Origin of the sequence: Caulobacter sp. X (genome assembly GCF_002742635.1) — a bacterium.
In the GTDB taxonomy this organism is placed as follows: domain Bacteria; phylum Pseudomonadota; class Alphaproteobacteria; order Caulobacterales; family Caulobacteraceae; genus Caulobacter.
On record NZ_PEGF01000001.1, the window covers coordinates 938,858 to 955,578 of the forward strand.

The following is a 16,721-nucleotide window of genomic DNA, read 5'->3' on the forward strand; positions in this document are numbered from 1 at the left end:
AAGACGGGCGGCGAGGTCTCCCCAGCCGCCCGCTCCAGATCATGTAGCCCTTGGACTACTGCGCCGCCAGCAGCGTCTCGCCCGAATAGGCCGACAGGCCCAGGCTGTGCATCAAGGCGCGCAGCTCCTGGCGCGCGGCCAGGTGCTGCAGCGACACCGGCACCGGGCGAACCTGCGGCGACAGATCCGCGATGGTCAGGCCGAACGGGAACAGCTCGCGATAGATGACGCGGTCGCGCAGACCGGGCCCGATGCGGAAGCCGACCCGCTTGGCCAGAGCCGTCAGGCGGTCTTCAAGACGCTTGCGGTTCCGGGCTTCCGTCGTCGCCAAACGATTGCGCAGCACGACCCAATCAAGCGCCTGACGTTGGCCGGACAGAGCCCTCTGCTTGCGGGCTTCCCACACCGTCAGCGAATAGAGGCTGGGCTTGGTCAGCTCCATGCTCACCGGATCGACGTGGCCCAGCATGTCGAAGTCGACGAAGCTGTCGTTCATCGGGGTGACGATCAGGTCGGCGCGGCCGTGGGCCAGGCGCGAGACGGCGGTGTCGCCCCCGGGGGTGTCGATCAGCACGAAGTCGCATTCGGCGAGGCCCCTGGCGAAGGCGGCCTCGAAGCCGGCGATCTGCTCCTCTTCCGGCTTCTCGGCCAGGGCGATGTCATTGTCCGACAGGCGCAGCGACAGCGGCTCGGGCAGTTCCAGCTTCTTGCTTTCCAGCCAGGTGCGACGGTTCTCGAAGAACCGCGCCGAGGTGCTCTGGCGCAGGTCCAGGTCGATGACCGCGACCTTGGCGCCGCCGTACAGCAGCGCGGTGACGAGATGGACGGCGATGGTCGACTTGCCCGCCCCGCCCTTCTCGTTGCCGACGACGATGACACGCGTTTCGGCCATGAGTTTCGATCCTTCATGCGTCGCGACTCGCGCGACCTTGGACGGAGGTTAACACGATGTTACCAGCGCCTCATGGGGTCAACGCCCTCCATCCACAGACCTAATTGTCGCAGCGCGCTCCACGGCGGGTTTCCGCTGCGTCGCGGTGGACCTTCGATCCCGCGAAGGCCATAAGCCCCACCTGTCCGCGTGGAGGCCGTCATGACCCAACCGACCATCGTCCGCACCGTCGCTGAAATGCGCGAGCATGTCCGCGCCTGGAAGGCGGTCGGCCAGCGCGTGGCCCTGGTCCCGACCATGGGCGCTCTGCATGAAGGCCATCTCTCACTGATCCGTCTGGCGCAGCAGCACGCCGACCGCGTGATCGCCAGCGTCTTCGTCAATCCCAAGCAGTTCGCGCCGCACGAGGACTTTGACGCCTATCCGCGCGGCGAAGCCGCCGACGCCGAGAAGCTGGCCGCGGTCGGTTGCGACCTGATGTTCGCGCCGAACGCCGCAGAGATGTACGCGCCCGGCTTCTCGACCCTGATCACCGTGTCCGGCGTGTCAGAGCCTTTGGAAGGCGCGGCGCGGCCGCAGTTCTTCGGCGGCGTCGCGACCGTGGTCGCCAAGCTGTTCATCCAGTCGCAAGCCGACGTCGCCGTGTTCGGCGAAAAGGACTACCAGCAGCTGCAGGTGGTCAAGCGCATGGCGCGGGATCTCGACATTCCGGTCGAAATCATCGGCGCCCCCACCGCCCGGGCCGAGGACGGACTGGCCCTCTCCTCGCGCAACGCCTACCTGTCCGCGGACGAACGCGCGGCGGCCGTGGCCCTGCCCGACGCGATGAAAGCGGCTTCACAAGCCGTGGCGGCTGGCGGCCGGGTCGACGAGGCCGAGGCGATCGCGGTCGAGGCGCTGAAGGCCGCCGGTTTCCGCCAAGTGGACTATGTGGAAGTGCGTGAGGCCAGCGATCTGTCGCGGTTGGGTCCGGGCCCGATCGGCGAGGCGGAGGGCCGCATCCTCGTGGCGGCCTGGCTGGGCGGCACGCGCTTGATCGACAATATGGCCGTCAAGCGGGTCTGACGCCGGGCGGTCAGATCGCCGGCTGCAGCGCGATGAACACGCCGACGGCGAAGCCCACGAACAACATGCCCGCCCCCAAGACGGCGTAACCGGCTTTCATCTTTATTCCTCCGCTTCCCTGCGCAGAGGAAACACCCGCCCTAGTTGCTATTAAGCTAACAACGATCGCCGAAGTTACCAGGCGCCCAGTTCGCGTAGCTGGCGGGCCAGCTCCGGCGGCAGGTCCGCCGCCTCGCCTTCGGTAAGGTCCGGCGGCGCGTCCTCGGGCGTCAGATACCGCCAGCCCTGGAACGCCCGGCGCGGCTGGGGCGCCACGCGGACGATCGTCGGATCGACCGTGACCTCGCAGCGGGACGCCGGGCCGGAACCGACCGTGTCGATCGCCAGGATCTTTTGGCGGCACAGGATCTGGCCCTTGAACACGCGGTACAACGAACCGCCGTCCAACACCTCGTCGATCCGCTTGGGCGTCATGCGCGTGTGCATGACCCAAGGGTGGCCTTCTTTGTGCCAGGCCAGAAGATCGTCGATCGTATCGCAGCCAACGACCAGTTTGATGATGTGCAGCGCCATGGCGGGTAGATAGCGCGCTAGAGGCGCAAGGCAAATCGCCTGGTCCGCGTCCAGGCTCGCCCCAAGGGTGAAAGCCGTCGCCCCCTCGCCGCACGTCGTTATGCTGAGGTCATCGCGCTTCACCAGAGCGCGATGACTCGGCGGACTCGTCCGCCTGGCGCCGCCGCTGAGGACGTTGTCGCATGCGTCCGAAGCGGCGGTTCTCTTTTCGGCCCGAGCCGCTCTGGTTTCGCGCGCGTTCCCTCACCAGATAAGGCCTCCCGACGACGCCGAGGCGTCGTCCCGAGCCGCTCGGCGGATCCGAGCGGCGCTCCGCCCATGCTCCAAAGGAGAACGCCCGTGAAGATCCTGATGGTCCTCACCTCGCACGATCAACTCGGCGACACCGGCAAGAAGACCGGCTTCTGGCTGGAAGAGTTCGCCGCCCCCTACTACGCGTTCAAGGACGCCGGCGCCGAGATCGTGCTGGCCTCGCCGGCTGGCGGACAGCCGCCGCTGGACCCCAAGAGCGACCTGCCCGAGTTCCAGACCCAGCTGACCCACCGCTTCAAGGCCGATCCCGAAGCCCAAAAGGCCCTGGCGAACACGGTGAAGCTCGAGACTGTCAACGCCGTCGATTTCGATACGGTCTTCTATCCGGGCGGCCACGGGCCTCTCTGGGACCTCGCCGAATCGCAAACCTCGATCCAGCTGATCGAAAGCTTCGAGCGCGCCGGCAAGCCCATCGGCTTCGTCTGCCACGCGCCGGGCGTGCTGCGCCACGTCAAGGCGGCCGATGGCTCGCCGCTGGTCCAGGGCCGCAAGGTCACCGGCTTCACCAATTCCGAGGAAGCCGCCGTCGAACTGACCGACGTCGTGCCCTTCCTGGTCGAGGACGAGTTCAAGAAGCTGGGCGCGACCTATGAGAAGGGCGCCGACTGGGGCTCCTTCGTGGTCGTGGACGGCAAGCTGGTCACCGGCCAGAACCCCGCCAGCTCCGAGGACGCCGCCAAGGCGCTGCTCGACCAGATCCGCTAGGCAAAGGGGCCAGGTCCGTCGCGGCCTGGCCCTTTCTCTTTGGCGTCAGGCGCCTTCCAGCCGCGCCAGCACCACGCCTTCGCTGACCTGGCCGCCGGCCGAGGCCGAGAGCTCGGCCACGACGCCATCGAATGGCGCGACCAGGGCGTGCTCCATCTTCATGGCTTCCAGGGTCAGCAGCGTCTGACCCTTGCTGACGCTCTGTCCGGCCGAGACGGCGACGGAGACGATCTTGCCCGGCATTGGCGAAAGGATCGCGCCATCCGAGGCCGCCCCCTCCCCCGCGCCGCCCACGTGGGCCTCGAAGTCGAACGTCTGGACGTCGCCCCCCTCGAACACGTGGATCGGCCCCTTGCCATAGGTCGTGGGCAGGCGCGCGACCTCGTCGAAGGTTCGGCCGTCGGCGTGGCGGATGTCCCAGGACCAGTCCTCGGTCCCTCCGCCCAGCAAGGCCACTCGCAGCGGCGTCGGCTTGCCGTCCACCGACATGGGCAGGGTCATGGCCGCGCGATCGGCGTTCATGCGGAAACCCAGCAGCTTGGACGGCGCGCTCTCCCACGGATCGCGGCGGGCCTCGGCCTCCAGGAAGCTGTCGAGACGCCAGCCGATCGCGGCCATGGCCGGCTCGTCACTGAAGGTCCGTTCGGTCAGCTCCTCCAGGCGCGCTTCGATGAATCCGGTATCGACCGCGCCATCGACGAAGTCTGGATGGCTTGCGCACTTGGCCAGGAAGGCGGCGTTGGTCTTGACCGGCCAGACCTCGACCAGGGCGCAGGCCTCGGCCAGGCGCTGGGCGGCGTCCTCGCGGTCGGCGCCATGGGCGATCAACTTGGCGATCATCGGGTCGTAGAAGGCGGTGACCTCGCCGCCCTCCTCCACCGCGCTGTCGACGCGGACGTCGCCCTCGGGCAGGCGGAAATGCTTCAGCTTGCCCGTCGACGGCAGGAAGCCGGTGGCCGGGTTCTCGGCGTAGAGGCGCGCCTCCATGGCCCAGCCGTCCAGAGTGATCTCGTCCTGGTCCAGCGGCAGGCGCTCGCCGGCGGCGACGCGCAGTTGCCACTCGACGAGGTCCTGGCCCGTGACCATCTCGGTGACGGGGTGCTCGACCTGCAGGCGGGTGTTCATCTCCATGAACCAGATGCGGTCGGCGCGGAGGCCCTCGCTGGCGTCGGCGATGAACTCGACCGTGCCGGCGCCGACATAGCCCACGGCCTTGGCGGCCTTCACGGCGGCGGCGCAGACCGCTTCACGCGTGGCCTCGTCCATGCCCGGGGCCGGCGCTTCCTCGATGACCTTCTGGTGGCGGCGCTGCAGCGAGCAGTCCCGCTCGAACAGGTGGACGACATTGCCGTGGCTGTCGCCGAACACCTGCACCTCGATATGGCGCGGGCGGGTGACGTACTTCTCAAGCAGCACCCGGTCGTCGCCGAACGCCGCCGCGGCCTCGCGGCGGCACGAGCCCAGGGCGGCCTCGAAGTCCTCCGCCCGCTCGACCTTGCGCATGCCCTTGCCGCCGCCGCCGGCCACGGCCTTGATCAGCACGGGATAGCCGATCTTGCTCGCCTCGGCCGCGAGGCGCTCGACGGACTGGTCTTCGCCGAGGTAGCCGGGGGTCGTCGGCACGCCGGCCTCGATCATCACGGACTTCGCCGCATCCTTCAGGCCCATGGCGCGGATCGCCGAGGGCGGCGGACCAATCCAGGTCAGGCCCGCGTCGATCACGCTCTGGGCGAAGTCGGCGTTCTCGGACAGGAAGCCGTAGCCGGGGTGGATCGCGTCCGCGCCCATCTGCTTGGCCGCCGCCAGGATCTTGCGCGGATCCAGATAGCTGTCCTTGGCCGGCGCTGGTCCGATCAGGATCGCCGCGTCGGCCTCCATCACGAACGGCGCGTCGGCGTCGGCTTCCGAATAGACGGCGACCGTCCGCACGCCCAGCTCTCGGGCGGTGCGGATGATGCGGCGAGCGATCTCGCCGCGATTGGCGATCAGGACGGAAGCGATCAAGCGAGACCTACATCTGGGTGAGGGTGAAAATCAGCAGCAGCGAGAGCAGCAGCGCGAACGAGAAGACGCTCATGAACCAGACGACCAGCGTCTTGAAGATCGCGCCCACGATGGTCGAGCCGTAGCCGCCACGCAGGGTCTGGAACAGGTTGATGGGCGTCCAGAAGGTGATGATGACGCCCCAGATCCCCGCCAGGGGCATCGGCAACACCATCATGATCGCATTGGTCAGGAACGAGAAAGACAGCAGGTTGGTCGCCACCAGCAGGTGGTCGTAGATGTAGAACTGTCGGCGGTTCACATAGACGAGGGCCAGGCTCAGCCCGATGATCGGCAGCAGCAGCACCGCCAAGCGGTGGGCCCAGCCGAACATTACGACCATATAGTACTCAGGATTGGCCACGGCCTTGGCCAGGCCCTCCTTGAACCGCTGGCCCATGCCAGACTTTCCGGAGTGCCCGCCGAGATCGACATCGGCCTTGAACGCCTTGTGGTTCTCGGCGCCCGGCGTCACCACGTTGAAGTGTTGCCCGCCGATATCAGCCTCGCCGATCTTCTGAGTGTCTTCGTCGATCTTGTCCAACCTTTGCAGGTCGATCCCGCGGATGGTTTGAGCGACGTCCTCGCCGCGTTTCTCGATCTGCGCCTTGGCTTCCGCGGCGGCGTTGGGGTTCTTTTCCAGCGCGTCCGCCTCGGCGAGCTTGGCGGCGTAGCGGTCTTGAGCCTTCTTGGCCTTCTCGTCGTGCTTGGCGATGATCGCGGCCTTGTCAGCGCCGGGCTCCTTGAGCGCCTCATCGCGCTCTTCCGCCGCGTCTTTCAGGCGGCTGTCGCGCGTTTCCGACGCGTCCTTACGCATCTCGTCCGCCTTGGCCTTCCGGCCGGCGGGCGTGGCGAGGGCGGCGACTTCCCGCTCCTCCTTCAGCTCGACCTCGTGGCGAATCTTATGAATCGCGTGCTCGGCCGCGAAGATGAACAACAGCAGGGCGACCAGGAAGGTCCGGAACGGCGGCACGTGCCGCGCGATGCGGCCTTCCATATAGTCCTTGGCCAGCTTGCCAGGCTTGAAGAACAGCAGCGGCAGGGTGTTGGCCAGGCGGCCATCGAGGTGGAACATCCCCTCGATGGCCTCCCAGATCAGATGCAGGATCGACCGGTGGTGAGTGTCGGCGTTCTGGCCGCAGTTATAGCAGTACCAGCCCTCCAACGGCGTGCCGCAGTTCTTGCAGGGCTCTCCCTTGTGGGTGAACGGCTTTTTCTTGGCCCCGGCGAAACCTCCCGCCGAGTCCGCCGCCGCAGCTTCCAATTCCGCGCCTGTGACCACGCCCCACGTCCCCCTGGTTGAGTCTATTCAGCCCAGGAGGGTTTACGACGCGCGAGGAAGGCGCGCACGCCTTCTTGTCCTTCTTCGGAGACACGGCGACGCGCGATGCGGCGCGCGGTCTCTTCGACCAGGCCTCTGTCGAGTTTCTGACCAGCGAAGTCGTTGACCAGGGCCTTGGCGTCGCCGATCGCGCCGGGGGCGCAGGGAACCATCTCCTCGATCAGAGCGTCACGGGCGGCCTCAAGGCCGGCGACGTCGTCGAACACCTCGTCGACCAGGCCGTAGCTCCAGGCCGCGTCGGCGTCGAAGACGCGGGCGGTCGCGAACAGCAGCTTGGCCGTACGCGGCCCAAGGGCCGCGATGACGTACGGGCTGATGGTGGCGGGCGTCAGGCCCAGCTTGACCTCGGAGAACGAGAACTTGGCGTCCGCCGTCGCCAGGGCGTGGTCGCAGGCCGCCACCAGGCCCGCGCCGCCGCCATAGGCCGCGCCTTCCACCAGGGCCACGGTCAAGGCCGGGATGTCGTGCAGGGCCTTCAGCATATGGGCCAGTTCGAGCGCATCCTCGCGGTTGTCGTCCTCGTCCCACTCGACAGCGTCGGCCATCCAGGAAAGGTCCGCGCCAGCGCTGAACGTTCCGGCCACGCCGCGCAGGAACACCACGCGTACGCCCTCGGCCCCGTGCAGGGTCTCGAAGGTCTGGCGCAGGGCCGCGATGGTCGCCGCGTCGAAGGCGTTCTTCTTGTCGGGACGGTTGATCCAGACGGTGACCGCGCCCTCGGGCGTGCTCTCCATGTGGACCAGCGGGCTCATCGCGTCGGTGTCTTGGACCTCGACGATGGGATCGGCGATGGGATTGGTCATGGGGCTACTCCTTTGGGACGCTACATCCGGAAAACGCCGAAGGTCGTCTCCGGGATAGGGGCGTTGAGACTGGCCGAGATTGCAAGCCCCAGAACGTCCCGCGTTTGAGCCGGGTCAATGATCCCGTCATCCCATAGCCGCGCCGTGGCGTGGTAGGGGTTGCCCTCATCTTCGTAGCGCTGGCGGATCGGCGCCTTGAAGGCCTCGGCCTCCTCGGGCGTCCACTTGGCCGCGTCGCGGTGGACGGTGGCCAGCACGCTGGCGGCCTGCTCGCCGCCCATCACCGAGATGCGGCTGTTCGGCCAGGTGAACAGGAAGCGCGGGCTGTAGGCCCGGCCGCACATCCCGTAGTTACCCGCGCCGAAGCTGCCGCCGATCAGCACGGTGAACTTCGGCACCTCGGCCGAGGCGACGGCGGTGACCAGCTTGGCGCCGTCCTTGGCGATGCCGCCGGCCTCGTACTTGCCGCCGACCATGAAGCCCGAGATGTTCTGCAGGAAAACCAGCGGGACCTTGCGCTTGCAGGCCAGCTCGATGAAGTGCGCGCCCTTCACGGCGCTCTCGCTGAACAGCACGCCGTTGTTGGCCAGGATCGCCACCGGCTGTCCCCAGATGCGGGCGAAGCCGCAGACCAGGGTCTTTCCGTACAGGGCCTTGAACTCGTCGAACCTTGAGCCGTCGACGATGCGGGCGATGACCTCGCGCACGTCGTAAGGCGCGCGGACGTCCGTCGGGACGATGCCGTAGAGCTCCTGGGGGTCGTAAAGCGGCGGTTCGGCGTCGGCCAGGACCACCTGCTCCGGCTTGGTCGTGTTCAGATTGGCGACGATCGCGCGGACAATCTCCAGCGCATGCTCGTCGTTCTCGGCGACATGGTCGACCACGCCCGAGCGGCGACCATGGGTCTCGGCCCCGCCCAGTTCCTCGGCGCTGATCACCTCGCCCGTCGCGGCCTTCACCAGCGGCGGGCCGGCCAGGAAGATGGTGCCCTGGTTGCGGACGATCACCGTCTCGTCGCTCATCGCCGGGACATAGGCGCCGCCGGCGGTGCACGAGCCCATAACGCAAGCGATCTGCGGAATGCCCGCCGCGCTCATCCGCGCCTGGTTGAAGAAGATGCGGCCGAAGTGGTCGCGGTCGGGGAAGACCTCGGCCTGGTGCGGCAGGTTCGCGCCGCCGCTGTCGACCAGATAGACGCAAGGCAGATGGTTCTGAGCCGCGATCTCCTGAGCGCGCAGATGCTTCTTCACCGTCATCGGGAAGTAGGCGCCGCCCTTCACCGTGGCGTCGTTGGCGACGATCATCACCTCGCGGCCCGACACCCGGCCGACCCCGCAGATGATCCCCGCCCCCGGCGCCTCGCCGCCATAGAGGTCGCAGGCGGCCAGTTGGCCGATCTCCAGGAAGGGCGAACCGGGATCCAGCAGGCGCTCGACCCGCTCGCGGGGCAGCAGCTTGCCGCGCGAGGCGTGGCGCTCGCGGGCGCTCTCCGGACCGCCCAGGGCCGCCTCGGCCACCTTGGCGCGAAGTTCGGCGACCAGGGCGCGATTGTGCGCGGCGTTGCGGGCGAAGGCGTCGTTGGACGCGTCGATAACGGAGTTCAACTTCGGCATGACCGACGCTTAGCCTTTTCCACCCATCCCCGGAAGTCGGAGTTTTTTGGACCCCGAAGCCGAAGATTCAGAGCCAAAACCGTTCTTAGACATTTTATCTTCCAGAGCAATGATTGCGCCTGAACGCGTGCTCGGGGTCAAGCCTGCCGATCGCGCGAGGCCGTTTACAGCTTCGCCCTGGCGGCACTACGGTCCGCGCCGTGGAAACGCCCCTGCCTGATGACTCGGCCCTAGCGCGCCTGTTCGCCCGCGAGCGGCGAAACGGGACGGCGGCGTGGTTCTCGTTGCCAGGCGGCGCGACGCTGTTCGAGCCGGGCGAAGCGGCCGACCAGCTCTATTTCCTGAAGACCGGCCGCTTGGGCGCTTTCCGCCGCGAACCCGGCCAGGAGCCGCAGTTCCTGGGGCTGATCCGCCCAGGCGAACCCGCCGGCGAGATGGCCATGATCGGCGACACCGCCCACTCCGCCAGCATGGTCGCTCTGCGTGACAGCGAGATGCTGGCCATGCCCCGCGATGTCTTCTTCGAGGCGGCCGAGGAGGATCCCAGCGTCCTGCTGGAGCTTTCGCGGCTGATGATCCATCGGGCGCGGCAGGCCCGAAGCCAGCCGGCCGTGGGCGATCCGTCGGTGTTCGGCTTCATCGCCGTCGAGCCCGGCGCGCCCATCCGGCCGATCGTCGAACGCCTGGGCCGCTGTATCGAGAACCTGGGCTACACGGTCACGGTCGAGGGCGGCGAGGCGCTGCTGGCCCCGACCGAGTGGTTCGGCAATGTCGAGTACGCTCACGACTTCGTCCTCTATGTCGCCGAGGCCGACGAGACCGCCTGGAAGCACGTGGTCGGCCGGCAGGTGGACCGGCTGTTCCGCGTTGGGCGCGGCGACCGCCCGCCGCCGACCGTGATCCCCAGCTACGCTTCGGGACCCCTGCAGGCCCAGCGCCTGGTCGACCTGATCCTGCTGCAGTCGGCCAGCCTTGTTCGCCCCAGCGGCTCGGAGGCCTGGGTCGCCGCGACCCAGCCCGCGCGCCTCTTCCATCTGCGCGAAAACGGCGTGGCCGACCTTCAACGGCTGGCGCGGGTGATGACCGGACAGTCCGTCGGCCTAGTCCTCTCCGGCGGCGGCGCGCGGGCGTACGCCCACATCGGCGCGATCCAGGCGATGCGCGAGCGGGCCATTCCGATCGACTTCGTCGGCGGCGCCTCGATGGGCGCGATCATCGCCGCGGGCCTGGCCATGGGCTGGGACGACGGTGAGATGGAGGCGCGCATCCAAAAGGCCTTTGTCGACTCCAGCCCCTTGGACGACATCGCCTTTCCCATGATCGCCATGACACGCGGCGAAAAGGTCAGGGCGCGCCTGGAAGAGCATTTCAGCGGCGTCGAGATCAGCGATCTCTGGCTGCCGTTCTTCTGCGTCTCGTCGAACCTAACCTCGGGGGCCTACCAACTGCATCGCACGGGCGAGCTGCAGGCGGCTCTGCGCGCCTCGATCGCTTTGCCCGGCGTCATGCCGCCGGCCACCGCCAACGGCTCGGTGCTGGTCGACGGGGCGGTGATGAAGAACTTCCCCGCCGACGTCATGCGCGCGCTCCAGCCTGGTCCGATCGTCGGCGTCGACGTCACGCGCGGCCGCAGCATCACCCCGGACGATATCGTCACCCCGCCTTCCCTCTGGAACTGGATCACCTCGGGCGAGTGGCGACGCGGTCCGCCGATCGTGGCCCTGCTGATGCGGGCGGCCACGGTCACCTCCGGCCGCGACATCACCGCCGCGCGCGAGGCCACCGACGTCCTGATCACGCCGAAGCTGGAAGGGGTCGACATCCGCGACTGGCGCGCTTTCGAGCCTTCCGTGAAGGCCGGGCGCGTCGCCGCCGGCTTCGCGCTGGACACCCTGCGCCAGCCCGTGACGACGCTGCGTCGCCGCCTGAGCCTGCGCGAACGCCAAGCCGCCTCAGGTCGCTGACCGGCGAGCCACAATAAATAGGCGCTTGAAGGGAAACAGGGTCACGCCGTCCTCCCGACGCGGAAACCGTCGCGCCAGTCGAGCGCGCCAAGCGTCCAGGAACAGCGACTTCTCCCCATCATCCAGCGCGTCGAGATAGGGGCGCAGGGTGGCGCCCATCGTCCACTCGACGATCGGATCCTCGCCGCGCAGCGCGTGCAGATAGGTGGTGGTCCAGATGTCGATCTCGGCGCACAGCGGCGCCAGCCAGCCATAATAGTCCTCGGGCGACGCTGTCGGGCCAGCGCCGGCGATGTTCGCCAGCTTGGCGGCCCAGGTCCCCACCTGGATGACCTCGGCCAGGCTGCCGCGCCAGCCCAGGCTATCGACCACCGGGACCTGAACCGCCAGGACGCCCGACGGCGCCAAGGCGGCCGCGAGGCGCGGGATCAACATCCTATGATCGTTCACCCAGTGGAGAGCGGCGTTGGTGAAGATCAGATCGGCGGGCGCGTCCGGGGCGAAGCCTTCGATGCCGCCCTCGATCCATTCCACCTGATCGGACAGCGCCCGGGCCCGTCGCAGCATCTCCGGGCTGGAGTCCAGGCCGCGCACGCGCGCCAGCGGAAAGCGCTCGGCCAGCAAGGCCGCCTGCTCGCCCATGCCGCAGCCGAGGTCCCAGATTTCGCGCGGCGCCATATCGGCGGGCAACATCGCCATGAGGTCTTGAGCCGGCCGCTCGCGGTATCGGCGGTAGAGGGCGTAGATGTCCGGATCCCAGCGCGCCATTCTATCCCTCCCCGGTGCGACAATCCGACACCGTGCAACTTCGTCGTCTGTGAAGAATTCTTCTCAACGAAGAAGATTCATCATACTGTTCGAAATAGACCTCCGACAGAGGGGCCACAGGGAAGGAATTCACGCGGAATGGTCACGCAGATTCATCTGGCTCCGGGCGGCGCGCCCGCCCCGGCCCCGAACGTCCGTCGACTGAACCTTAGCCGCCCCCTGGCGGTTGGCGCCGCCGTGGCGATGTGGGCTCTGATCCTGATCGGCCTTCGCCTGCTTACGCTCTGACCGCGACCTCGGGTCGCGTTAGGCGCCTCTTCCCATCCCGGCGGAAAGGCCCATATCCTCCTTGTGTTGTTCAACTACTGAAAGGAGGTGATCCAGTGTCTCATTGTCTCCAACCGCGGTCGCAAGTCGTGACCTGGAGCCTGAAGAACGAGGTCTCCGCCTAGGGTGTTGAGCACCTAGGTTTCAAGTCACACGCTGCGAACAGCGGCTACGACGATGGAAGGGCCGTTCCAGCCGGGACGGCCCTTTTTCATGACTTCAGGCGCCGATCAGTTCGCGCCCGATCAGGAAGCGGCGAATTTCGTTTGTGCCGGCGCCGATGTCGTAGAGCTTGGCGTCGCGCAGCAGGCGCTCGACCGGCCATTCCTTGGTGTAGCCGGCGCCGCCCAGGGCCTGGATCGCCTCCAGCGACACCTTCACGGCGTTCTCGGACGCCATCAGGATCGCGCCGGCCGCGTCGAAGCGCGTGGTCTTGCCGGCGTCGCAAGCCCGCGCCACGGCGTAGACATAGGCCCGCGCCGAGTTCAGAGCCACGTACATGTCGGCGATCTTGCCCTGCATCAGCTGGAAGCCGCCGATCGGCTGGCCGAACTGCTTGCGGTCGCGGACATAGGGCAGGACGATGTCGAGGCAGGCCTGCATGATGCCCAGCGGCCCCGCCGCCAGCACGGCGCGCTCGTAGTCGAGACCGCTCATCAGCACGCCGACGCCGCCGCCGACCGGGCCCATCACGTTCTCTTCCGGGATCTCGCAGTCCTCGAACACCAACTCGGCGGTGTCGGACCCGCGCATGCCCATCTTGTCCAGCTTCTTGGAGACGCTGAAGCCCTTCATGCCCTTCTCGACCAGGAAGGCGGTGATGCCGCGGCTGCCCTCCCCCGTCTTGGCGTAGACGACCAAGGTGTCGGCGTGCGGAGCGTTGGTGATCCAGAACTTCGTGCCGTTCAGGACATAGCGATCGCCGCGCTGCTCGGCGCGCAGCTTCATCGACACGACGTCCGAGCCCGCCCCCGCCTCGCTCATGGCCAGGGAGCCGACATGCTCGCCGCTGATCAGCTTGGGCAGGTAGCGCCGCTTCTGTTCGGGCGTGCCCCAGCGGCGGATTTGGTTCACGCAGAGGTTCGAGTGGGCGCCATACGACAGGCCCACGGAGGCCGAGGCGCGGGACACCTCCTCCATCGCCACCACGTGCTCGAGGTAACCGAGGCCCAGGCCGCCGAACTCCTCCTCGACCGTGACGCCGTGCAGGCCAAGGTCGCCCATCGGGACCCAGAGCGAGCGGGGGAAGGTGTTGGTTTCGTCGATCTCGGCGGCCAGCGGCGCGATGCGGTCGGCGGCGAAGCGGGCGGTCGTCTCGCGGATGGCGTCGGCGGTCTCGCCCAACGCGAAGTCCATCGTGGGTGCGAAATTCGTCATGATAGTCCTCCCATAGCACGAACGCCCGCGGATCAACGAGACCCGCGGGCGTTCTTGCTCGACTTCCCCAGAGTAAGGGAAGTTCTTATTCGCCCGCCTTATCCGGCCCGGCCAGTCGGCGCAACAGAAGATAAGCCGAAACCACGAAGCAGATGGCGCCAATCATACTGGCGCCATAGCCGAACAGCCTGACCTGATCAGCCGCCCCGACCGCCACGGTCAGGATCCACAGGACGCCGCCGCCGAACAGAAAAAGTCCGAGCAGGCCCAGGATGATCAATAGGCTGGCGTTGCCGGAAGAGCGCTTCGTCTTCCGCGGACCGCCCGCGACCCCGGCGACGGGCGAAGGCTCAACCGCCGCGCTGGTCGAGAAGCCGTCAAGATTGAAGGCCGAGCCGCCATCCGTCGACACGCCAAACAACGTAGGCTCGTTAGCGACCGGACCGGGCGAAAAGGCTTCGACCGAAGCCGTCTTGTCGGAAGACTGAGGCGGGGGACGGAAGGGCGTCAGCTCAACGGGCGCGTCTTGGAACAAGACGGGCCCCGATGAGGCGCTGGCGGCCTTCTCCGGCGCGGGCGGCTCGGGCAGGCTAAGATCCGGCTGAGCCTTGCTGGGCGGCGCTTCCGCCTCGGCGAGGATCGCTTCCAGGCGCGCGCTGACGGCGGCGGCCGACTGCTCCGTCGCGGTGGGCCTGTCCTCTTCCGGGACAACGATGCTGAACGGCAGGTCGCCCTCGCGGTGGGCGACGATCCGGTCGCCGTCCGTGCGGGTGCTGACCGTGGCGGGCGTCTGCTTGGGGATCGCGTTGCTTGCGTCATAGTCGATCTTGGGACGCAGGATCGGGCTGGGCGCGGGCACCCACTGGCCGTTGGCCGGGGTCAGGAACAGCGTCTTCTCGGCCGAGCGGCGGCGGACCAGGGCGTCGATCACAATGCGCTCGCCCTCGAAGTCGGCCTTGCGCCACATCTCCATGGCGCAGGCGGCTTGCAGCAACGAGCCCTCGTTGATCCGGCGCAGCACGCCCGAGCGCACGAAGTTCTCGATGCCGATGTTGAAGGCGAAGCAGACCAGGGCGTCGAACTGGTTCTGGGTCAGGGGCGTGTAGGTGTGCTCGTTGACCGAGTGGGCCACCGAGATCAGGTCGTACAGCAGCAGGGCCTCGGCGTCCTTTTCCGAGACAGTCGCGCCCGGACGCGCGGTCAGCGTGTGGCCATAGCCGATCGTCCAGCGTCCATCGGGCAGCTGGGCGGACGTCTGACGGTAGCCTTCGAATCTCTTGATGAGATCGACGGCGGCGCGGGAGACCTGATGACGCGGTTTCATCGCCTAGTTTGACCCAAATTGAGACAGACGCGGGTGCGCTCGCCTGTCCCGGCGCAAGGACCGCGCCAGTTTTCCCTATCTAGGCGATCAACGGCTCATTGCATCAGCAGCGCCGCGATCAGCAGCACCGCGAAGAAGCCCATGAAGTCGGTCAGGAAGGTGACGAAGATCGACGACGAGACCGCCGGGTCGCGGCCCATCTTCTCCAGGGCCAGAGGCGCCAGGATGCCGCCCAGGGCGGCCGTGAAGATGTTGGCGATCAGCGCCGCGCCCACCGTGATGGCCAGCTTGGCGTTGTGGTAGAAGAAGAACGTCGCCATGCCCATGACCAACGCAAGACATATGCCGTTGGTCAGGCCGACCAGGACCTCGCGCACGATGATGCGCCGGGCGTTGGCCGCGGTCAGCTCCTTGCTGGCCAGGGCGCGGACGGCCACGGCCAGGGTCTGGGTGCCGGCGTTGCCGCCCAGCGACGAGACGATCGGCATCAGCACCGCCAGCGCCACCAGCTTGGCGATCTGATCCTGGAAGATGGCGATGGCGCTGACCGCGATGGTCTCGGTGACCAGGTTCAGCAGCAGCCACGGCAGGCGCGAGCGGACGATCTCCTGGACGCTGGCGTCGCGGCCGGCGTCGGACACACCGGCCAGGGCCAGGATGTCTTCCTGGGCTTCGTCACGAATGACCTCGACGATGTCGTCGACGGTGATCTGCCCGACCAGGCGCCCGCCCGGCTCGATCACCGGGGCGCTGATCAGGTGGTACTTGTCGAAGATATAGGCGACCTCTTCCTGGTCCATGTCGACTGGGATTTCGGTGACCGCCTCCATCAGCTCGGCCAGCGGCGTCTCGCGGCGGCTGCGGAGCAGGATGCTGATCGGGATGGCGCCGACGGGCTTGTAGGTCGGATCGACGACGTAGACGTCGAAGAAGAGCTCGGGCAGCGACTCGCCCGCCTCGCGGACGTGGTCGATTGTCTGGCCGACGGTCCAGAATTCCGGCGCGGCCAGAAATTCCCGCTGCATCAGGCGGCCGGCGGTCTCGTCCTCATAGGACAGGGTCGTCTCGATCGCGGCGCGGTCGGTCTCGCCCATGGCGGCCAGCACCTGGAACCGCTTGGTGTCGTCCAGGTCGTCGATGACGTCGGCGGCGTCGTCGGTGTCCAGCTCCTCCAGCGCGCGGGCCAGGGTCACCGACGGGGTGGCCTCCAGCACCTCTTCGCGGATGTTGTCCTCGAGCTCGGAGATGATCTCGCCCAGCGCCTCGGGATCGAGCAGCGGGATGATCTGCTCGCGATAGTCGGCGGTCAGGAAGCCCATCAGGTCGGCGACGTCGGCCGGGTCCAGGGCGCCGACCAGCTCGCGCAGGCGCTTGCCATCGCCGCTGTCGGCGGCGTCGACCACCATCTCGACATATTCGGGATTGAGGGCGTAGTCCTCGCCAAGGGCCAGGTCTTCCAGCTCCTCGGGGGTCTCGGACTTGGCCAGCGGGATGTCGTCCAGCACGTCGTCGGTCAGTTCGGCGGTGTCCCGGGTCATGGGGGCCTCCTGAGCTCTGAGAGCGCGTTGGGTTCGTTTGGCTGGTCCGATGCGGCGACCCTGAGGCGAAATCAG

Annotated in this window: 15 protein-coding genes; 5 read left to right on the forward strand and 10 right to left on the reverse strand. The window is 67.5% G+C overall.

Annotation, left to right across the window (positions count from 1 at the left end):
* Positions 1-55 precede the first annotated feature (55 nt).
* Entirely contained in the window at positions 56-892 is an 837-nt protein-coding gene (locus CSW60_RS04220) for a division plane positioning ATPase MipZ (RefSeq protein WP_099536064.1), read from the reverse strand.
* 201 nt (positions 893-1,093) lie between these two features.
* Here CSW60_RS04220 and panC point away from each other — a divergent pair, with 201 nt between their 5' ends.
* Positions 1,094-1,957 carry a pantoate--beta-alanine ligase gene (panC, locus tag CSW60_RS04225; RefSeq protein WP_099536065.1) on the forward strand — a complete coding sequence of 288 codons (864 nt, stop codon included), beginning with the start codon at positions 1,094-1,096 and terminating at the stop codon, positions 1,955-1,957.
* A gap of 174 nt (positions 1,958-2,131) precedes the next feature.
* Here panC and CSW60_RS04230 read toward each other — a convergent pair whose 3' ends face one another.
* Positions 2,132-2,530: a DUF1489 family protein gene (locus tag CSW60_RS04230; RefSeq protein WP_099536066.1), complete on the reverse strand. Its 399-nt coding sequence runs from the start codon at positions 2,528-2,530 to the stop codon at positions 2,132-2,134.
* Positions 2,531-2,869: 339 nt separating this feature from the next.
* Between CSW60_RS04230 and CSW60_RS04235 the strand changes: the two genes are divergently transcribed.
* On the forward strand, positions 2,870-3,547 hold the full coding sequence (locus CSW60_RS04235) for a type 1 glutamine amidotransferase domain-containing protein (RefSeq protein ID WP_099536067.1): 678 nt from the start codon (positions 2,870-2,872) through the stop codon (positions 3,545-3,547).
* 45 nt (positions 3,548-3,592) lie between these two features.
* On the opposite strand, the gene CSW60_RS04240 is transcribed toward CSW60_RS04235, so the two are convergent.
* Genes CSW60_RS04240 through CSW60_RS04255 form a run of 4 tightly spaced genes read right to left on the reverse strand, consistent with a single transcriptional unit; the run spans position 3,593 to position 9,348 of the window.
* Positions 3,593-5,551: an acetyl/propionyl/methylcrotonyl-CoA carboxylase subunit alpha gene (locus tag CSW60_RS04240; protein WP_099536068.1), complete on the reverse strand. Its 1,959-nt coding sequence runs from the start codon at positions 5,549-5,551 to the stop codon at positions 3,593-3,595.
* 7 nt (positions 5,552-5,558) lie between these two features.
* Positions 5,559-6,872, reverse strand: a complete 1,314-nt coding sequence (locus CSW60_RS04245; RefSeq protein ID WP_099536069.1) for a DUF3667 domain-containing protein — start codon at positions 6,870-6,872, stop codon at positions 5,559-5,561.
* 23 nt (positions 6,873-6,895) lie between these two features.
* Positions 6,896-7,735 carry an enoyl-CoA hydratase-related protein gene (locus CSW60_RS04250; protein ID WP_099536070.1) on the reverse strand — a complete coding sequence of 280 codons (840 nt, stop codon included), beginning with the start codon at positions 7,733-7,735 and terminating at the stop codon, positions 6,896-6,898.
* A 20-nt stretch (positions 7,736-7,755) separates the two neighbouring features.
* A complete protein-coding gene (locus tag CSW60_RS04255; RefSeq protein ID WP_099536071.1) occupies positions 7,756-9,348 on the reverse strand; it encodes a carboxyl transferase domain-containing protein in 1,593 nt (530 codons plus the stop codon).
* A 200-nt stretch (positions 9,349-9,548) separates the two neighbouring features.
* Here CSW60_RS04255 and CSW60_RS04260 point away from each other — a divergent pair, with 200 nt between their 5' ends.
* Positions 9,549-11,312, forward strand: a complete 1,764-nt coding sequence (locus CSW60_RS04260) for a patatin-like phospholipase family protein (RefSeq protein WP_099536072.1) — start codon at positions 9,549-9,551, stop codon at positions 11,310-11,312.
* On the opposite strand, the gene CSW60_RS04265 is transcribed toward CSW60_RS04260, so the two are convergent.
* Positions 11,301-12,080 (reverse strand): methyltransferase domain-containing protein, encoded by a 780-nt coding sequence (locus CSW60_RS04265; RefSeq protein ID WP_099536073.1) that lies wholly within the window; start codon positions 12,078-12,080, stop codon positions 11,301-11,303. The two genes, CSW60_RS04260 and CSW60_RS04265, sit on opposite strands and share 12 nt — an antisense overlap.
* A 138-nt stretch (positions 12,081-12,218) precedes the next feature.
* Between CSW60_RS04265 and CSW60_RS23410 the strand changes: the two genes are divergently transcribed.
* Both CSW60_RS23410 and CSW60_RS23010 read left to right on the forward strand, forming a co-directional pair.
* Positions 12,219-12,368, forward strand: coding sequence for a hypothetical protein (locus CSW60_RS23410; RefSeq protein ID WP_161495621.1), 150 nt, complete (start codon positions 12,219-12,221; stop codon positions 12,366-12,368).
* Positions 12,369-12,445: 77 nt separating this feature from the next.
* Positions 12,446-12,532 carry a hypothetical protein gene (locus CSW60_RS23010; protein ID WP_143324168.1) on the forward strand — a complete coding sequence of 29 codons (87 nt, stop codon included), beginning with the start codon at positions 12,446-12,448 and terminating at the stop codon, positions 12,530-12,532.
* Between the two features lie 94 nt (positions 12,533-12,626).
* On the opposite strand, the gene CSW60_RS04275 is transcribed toward CSW60_RS23010, so the two are convergent.
* The 3 genes from CSW60_RS04275 to mgtE form a co-directional block, all read right to left on the reverse strand.
* Entirely contained in the window at positions 12,627-13,787 is a 1,161-nt protein-coding gene (locus CSW60_RS04275; protein ID WP_201723035.1) for an isovaleryl-CoA dehydrogenase, read from the reverse strand.
* Between the two features lie 82 nt (positions 13,788-13,869).
* The gene (gene spmX / locus CSW60_RS04280; protein ID WP_099536076.1) at positions 13,870-15,108 is read right to left on the reverse strand and encodes a lysozyme-family localization factor SpmX; all 1,239 of its coding nucleotides are present in this window, start codon (positions 15,106-15,108) and stop codon (positions 13,870-13,872) included.
* 95 nt (positions 15,109-15,203) lie between these two features.
* Positions 15,204-16,646, reverse strand: a complete 1,443-nt coding sequence (gene mgtE, locus CSW60_RS04285) for a magnesium transporter (protein WP_099536077.1) — start codon at positions 16,644-16,646, stop codon at positions 15,204-15,206.
* Positions 16,647-16,721 lie beyond the last annotated feature (75 nt).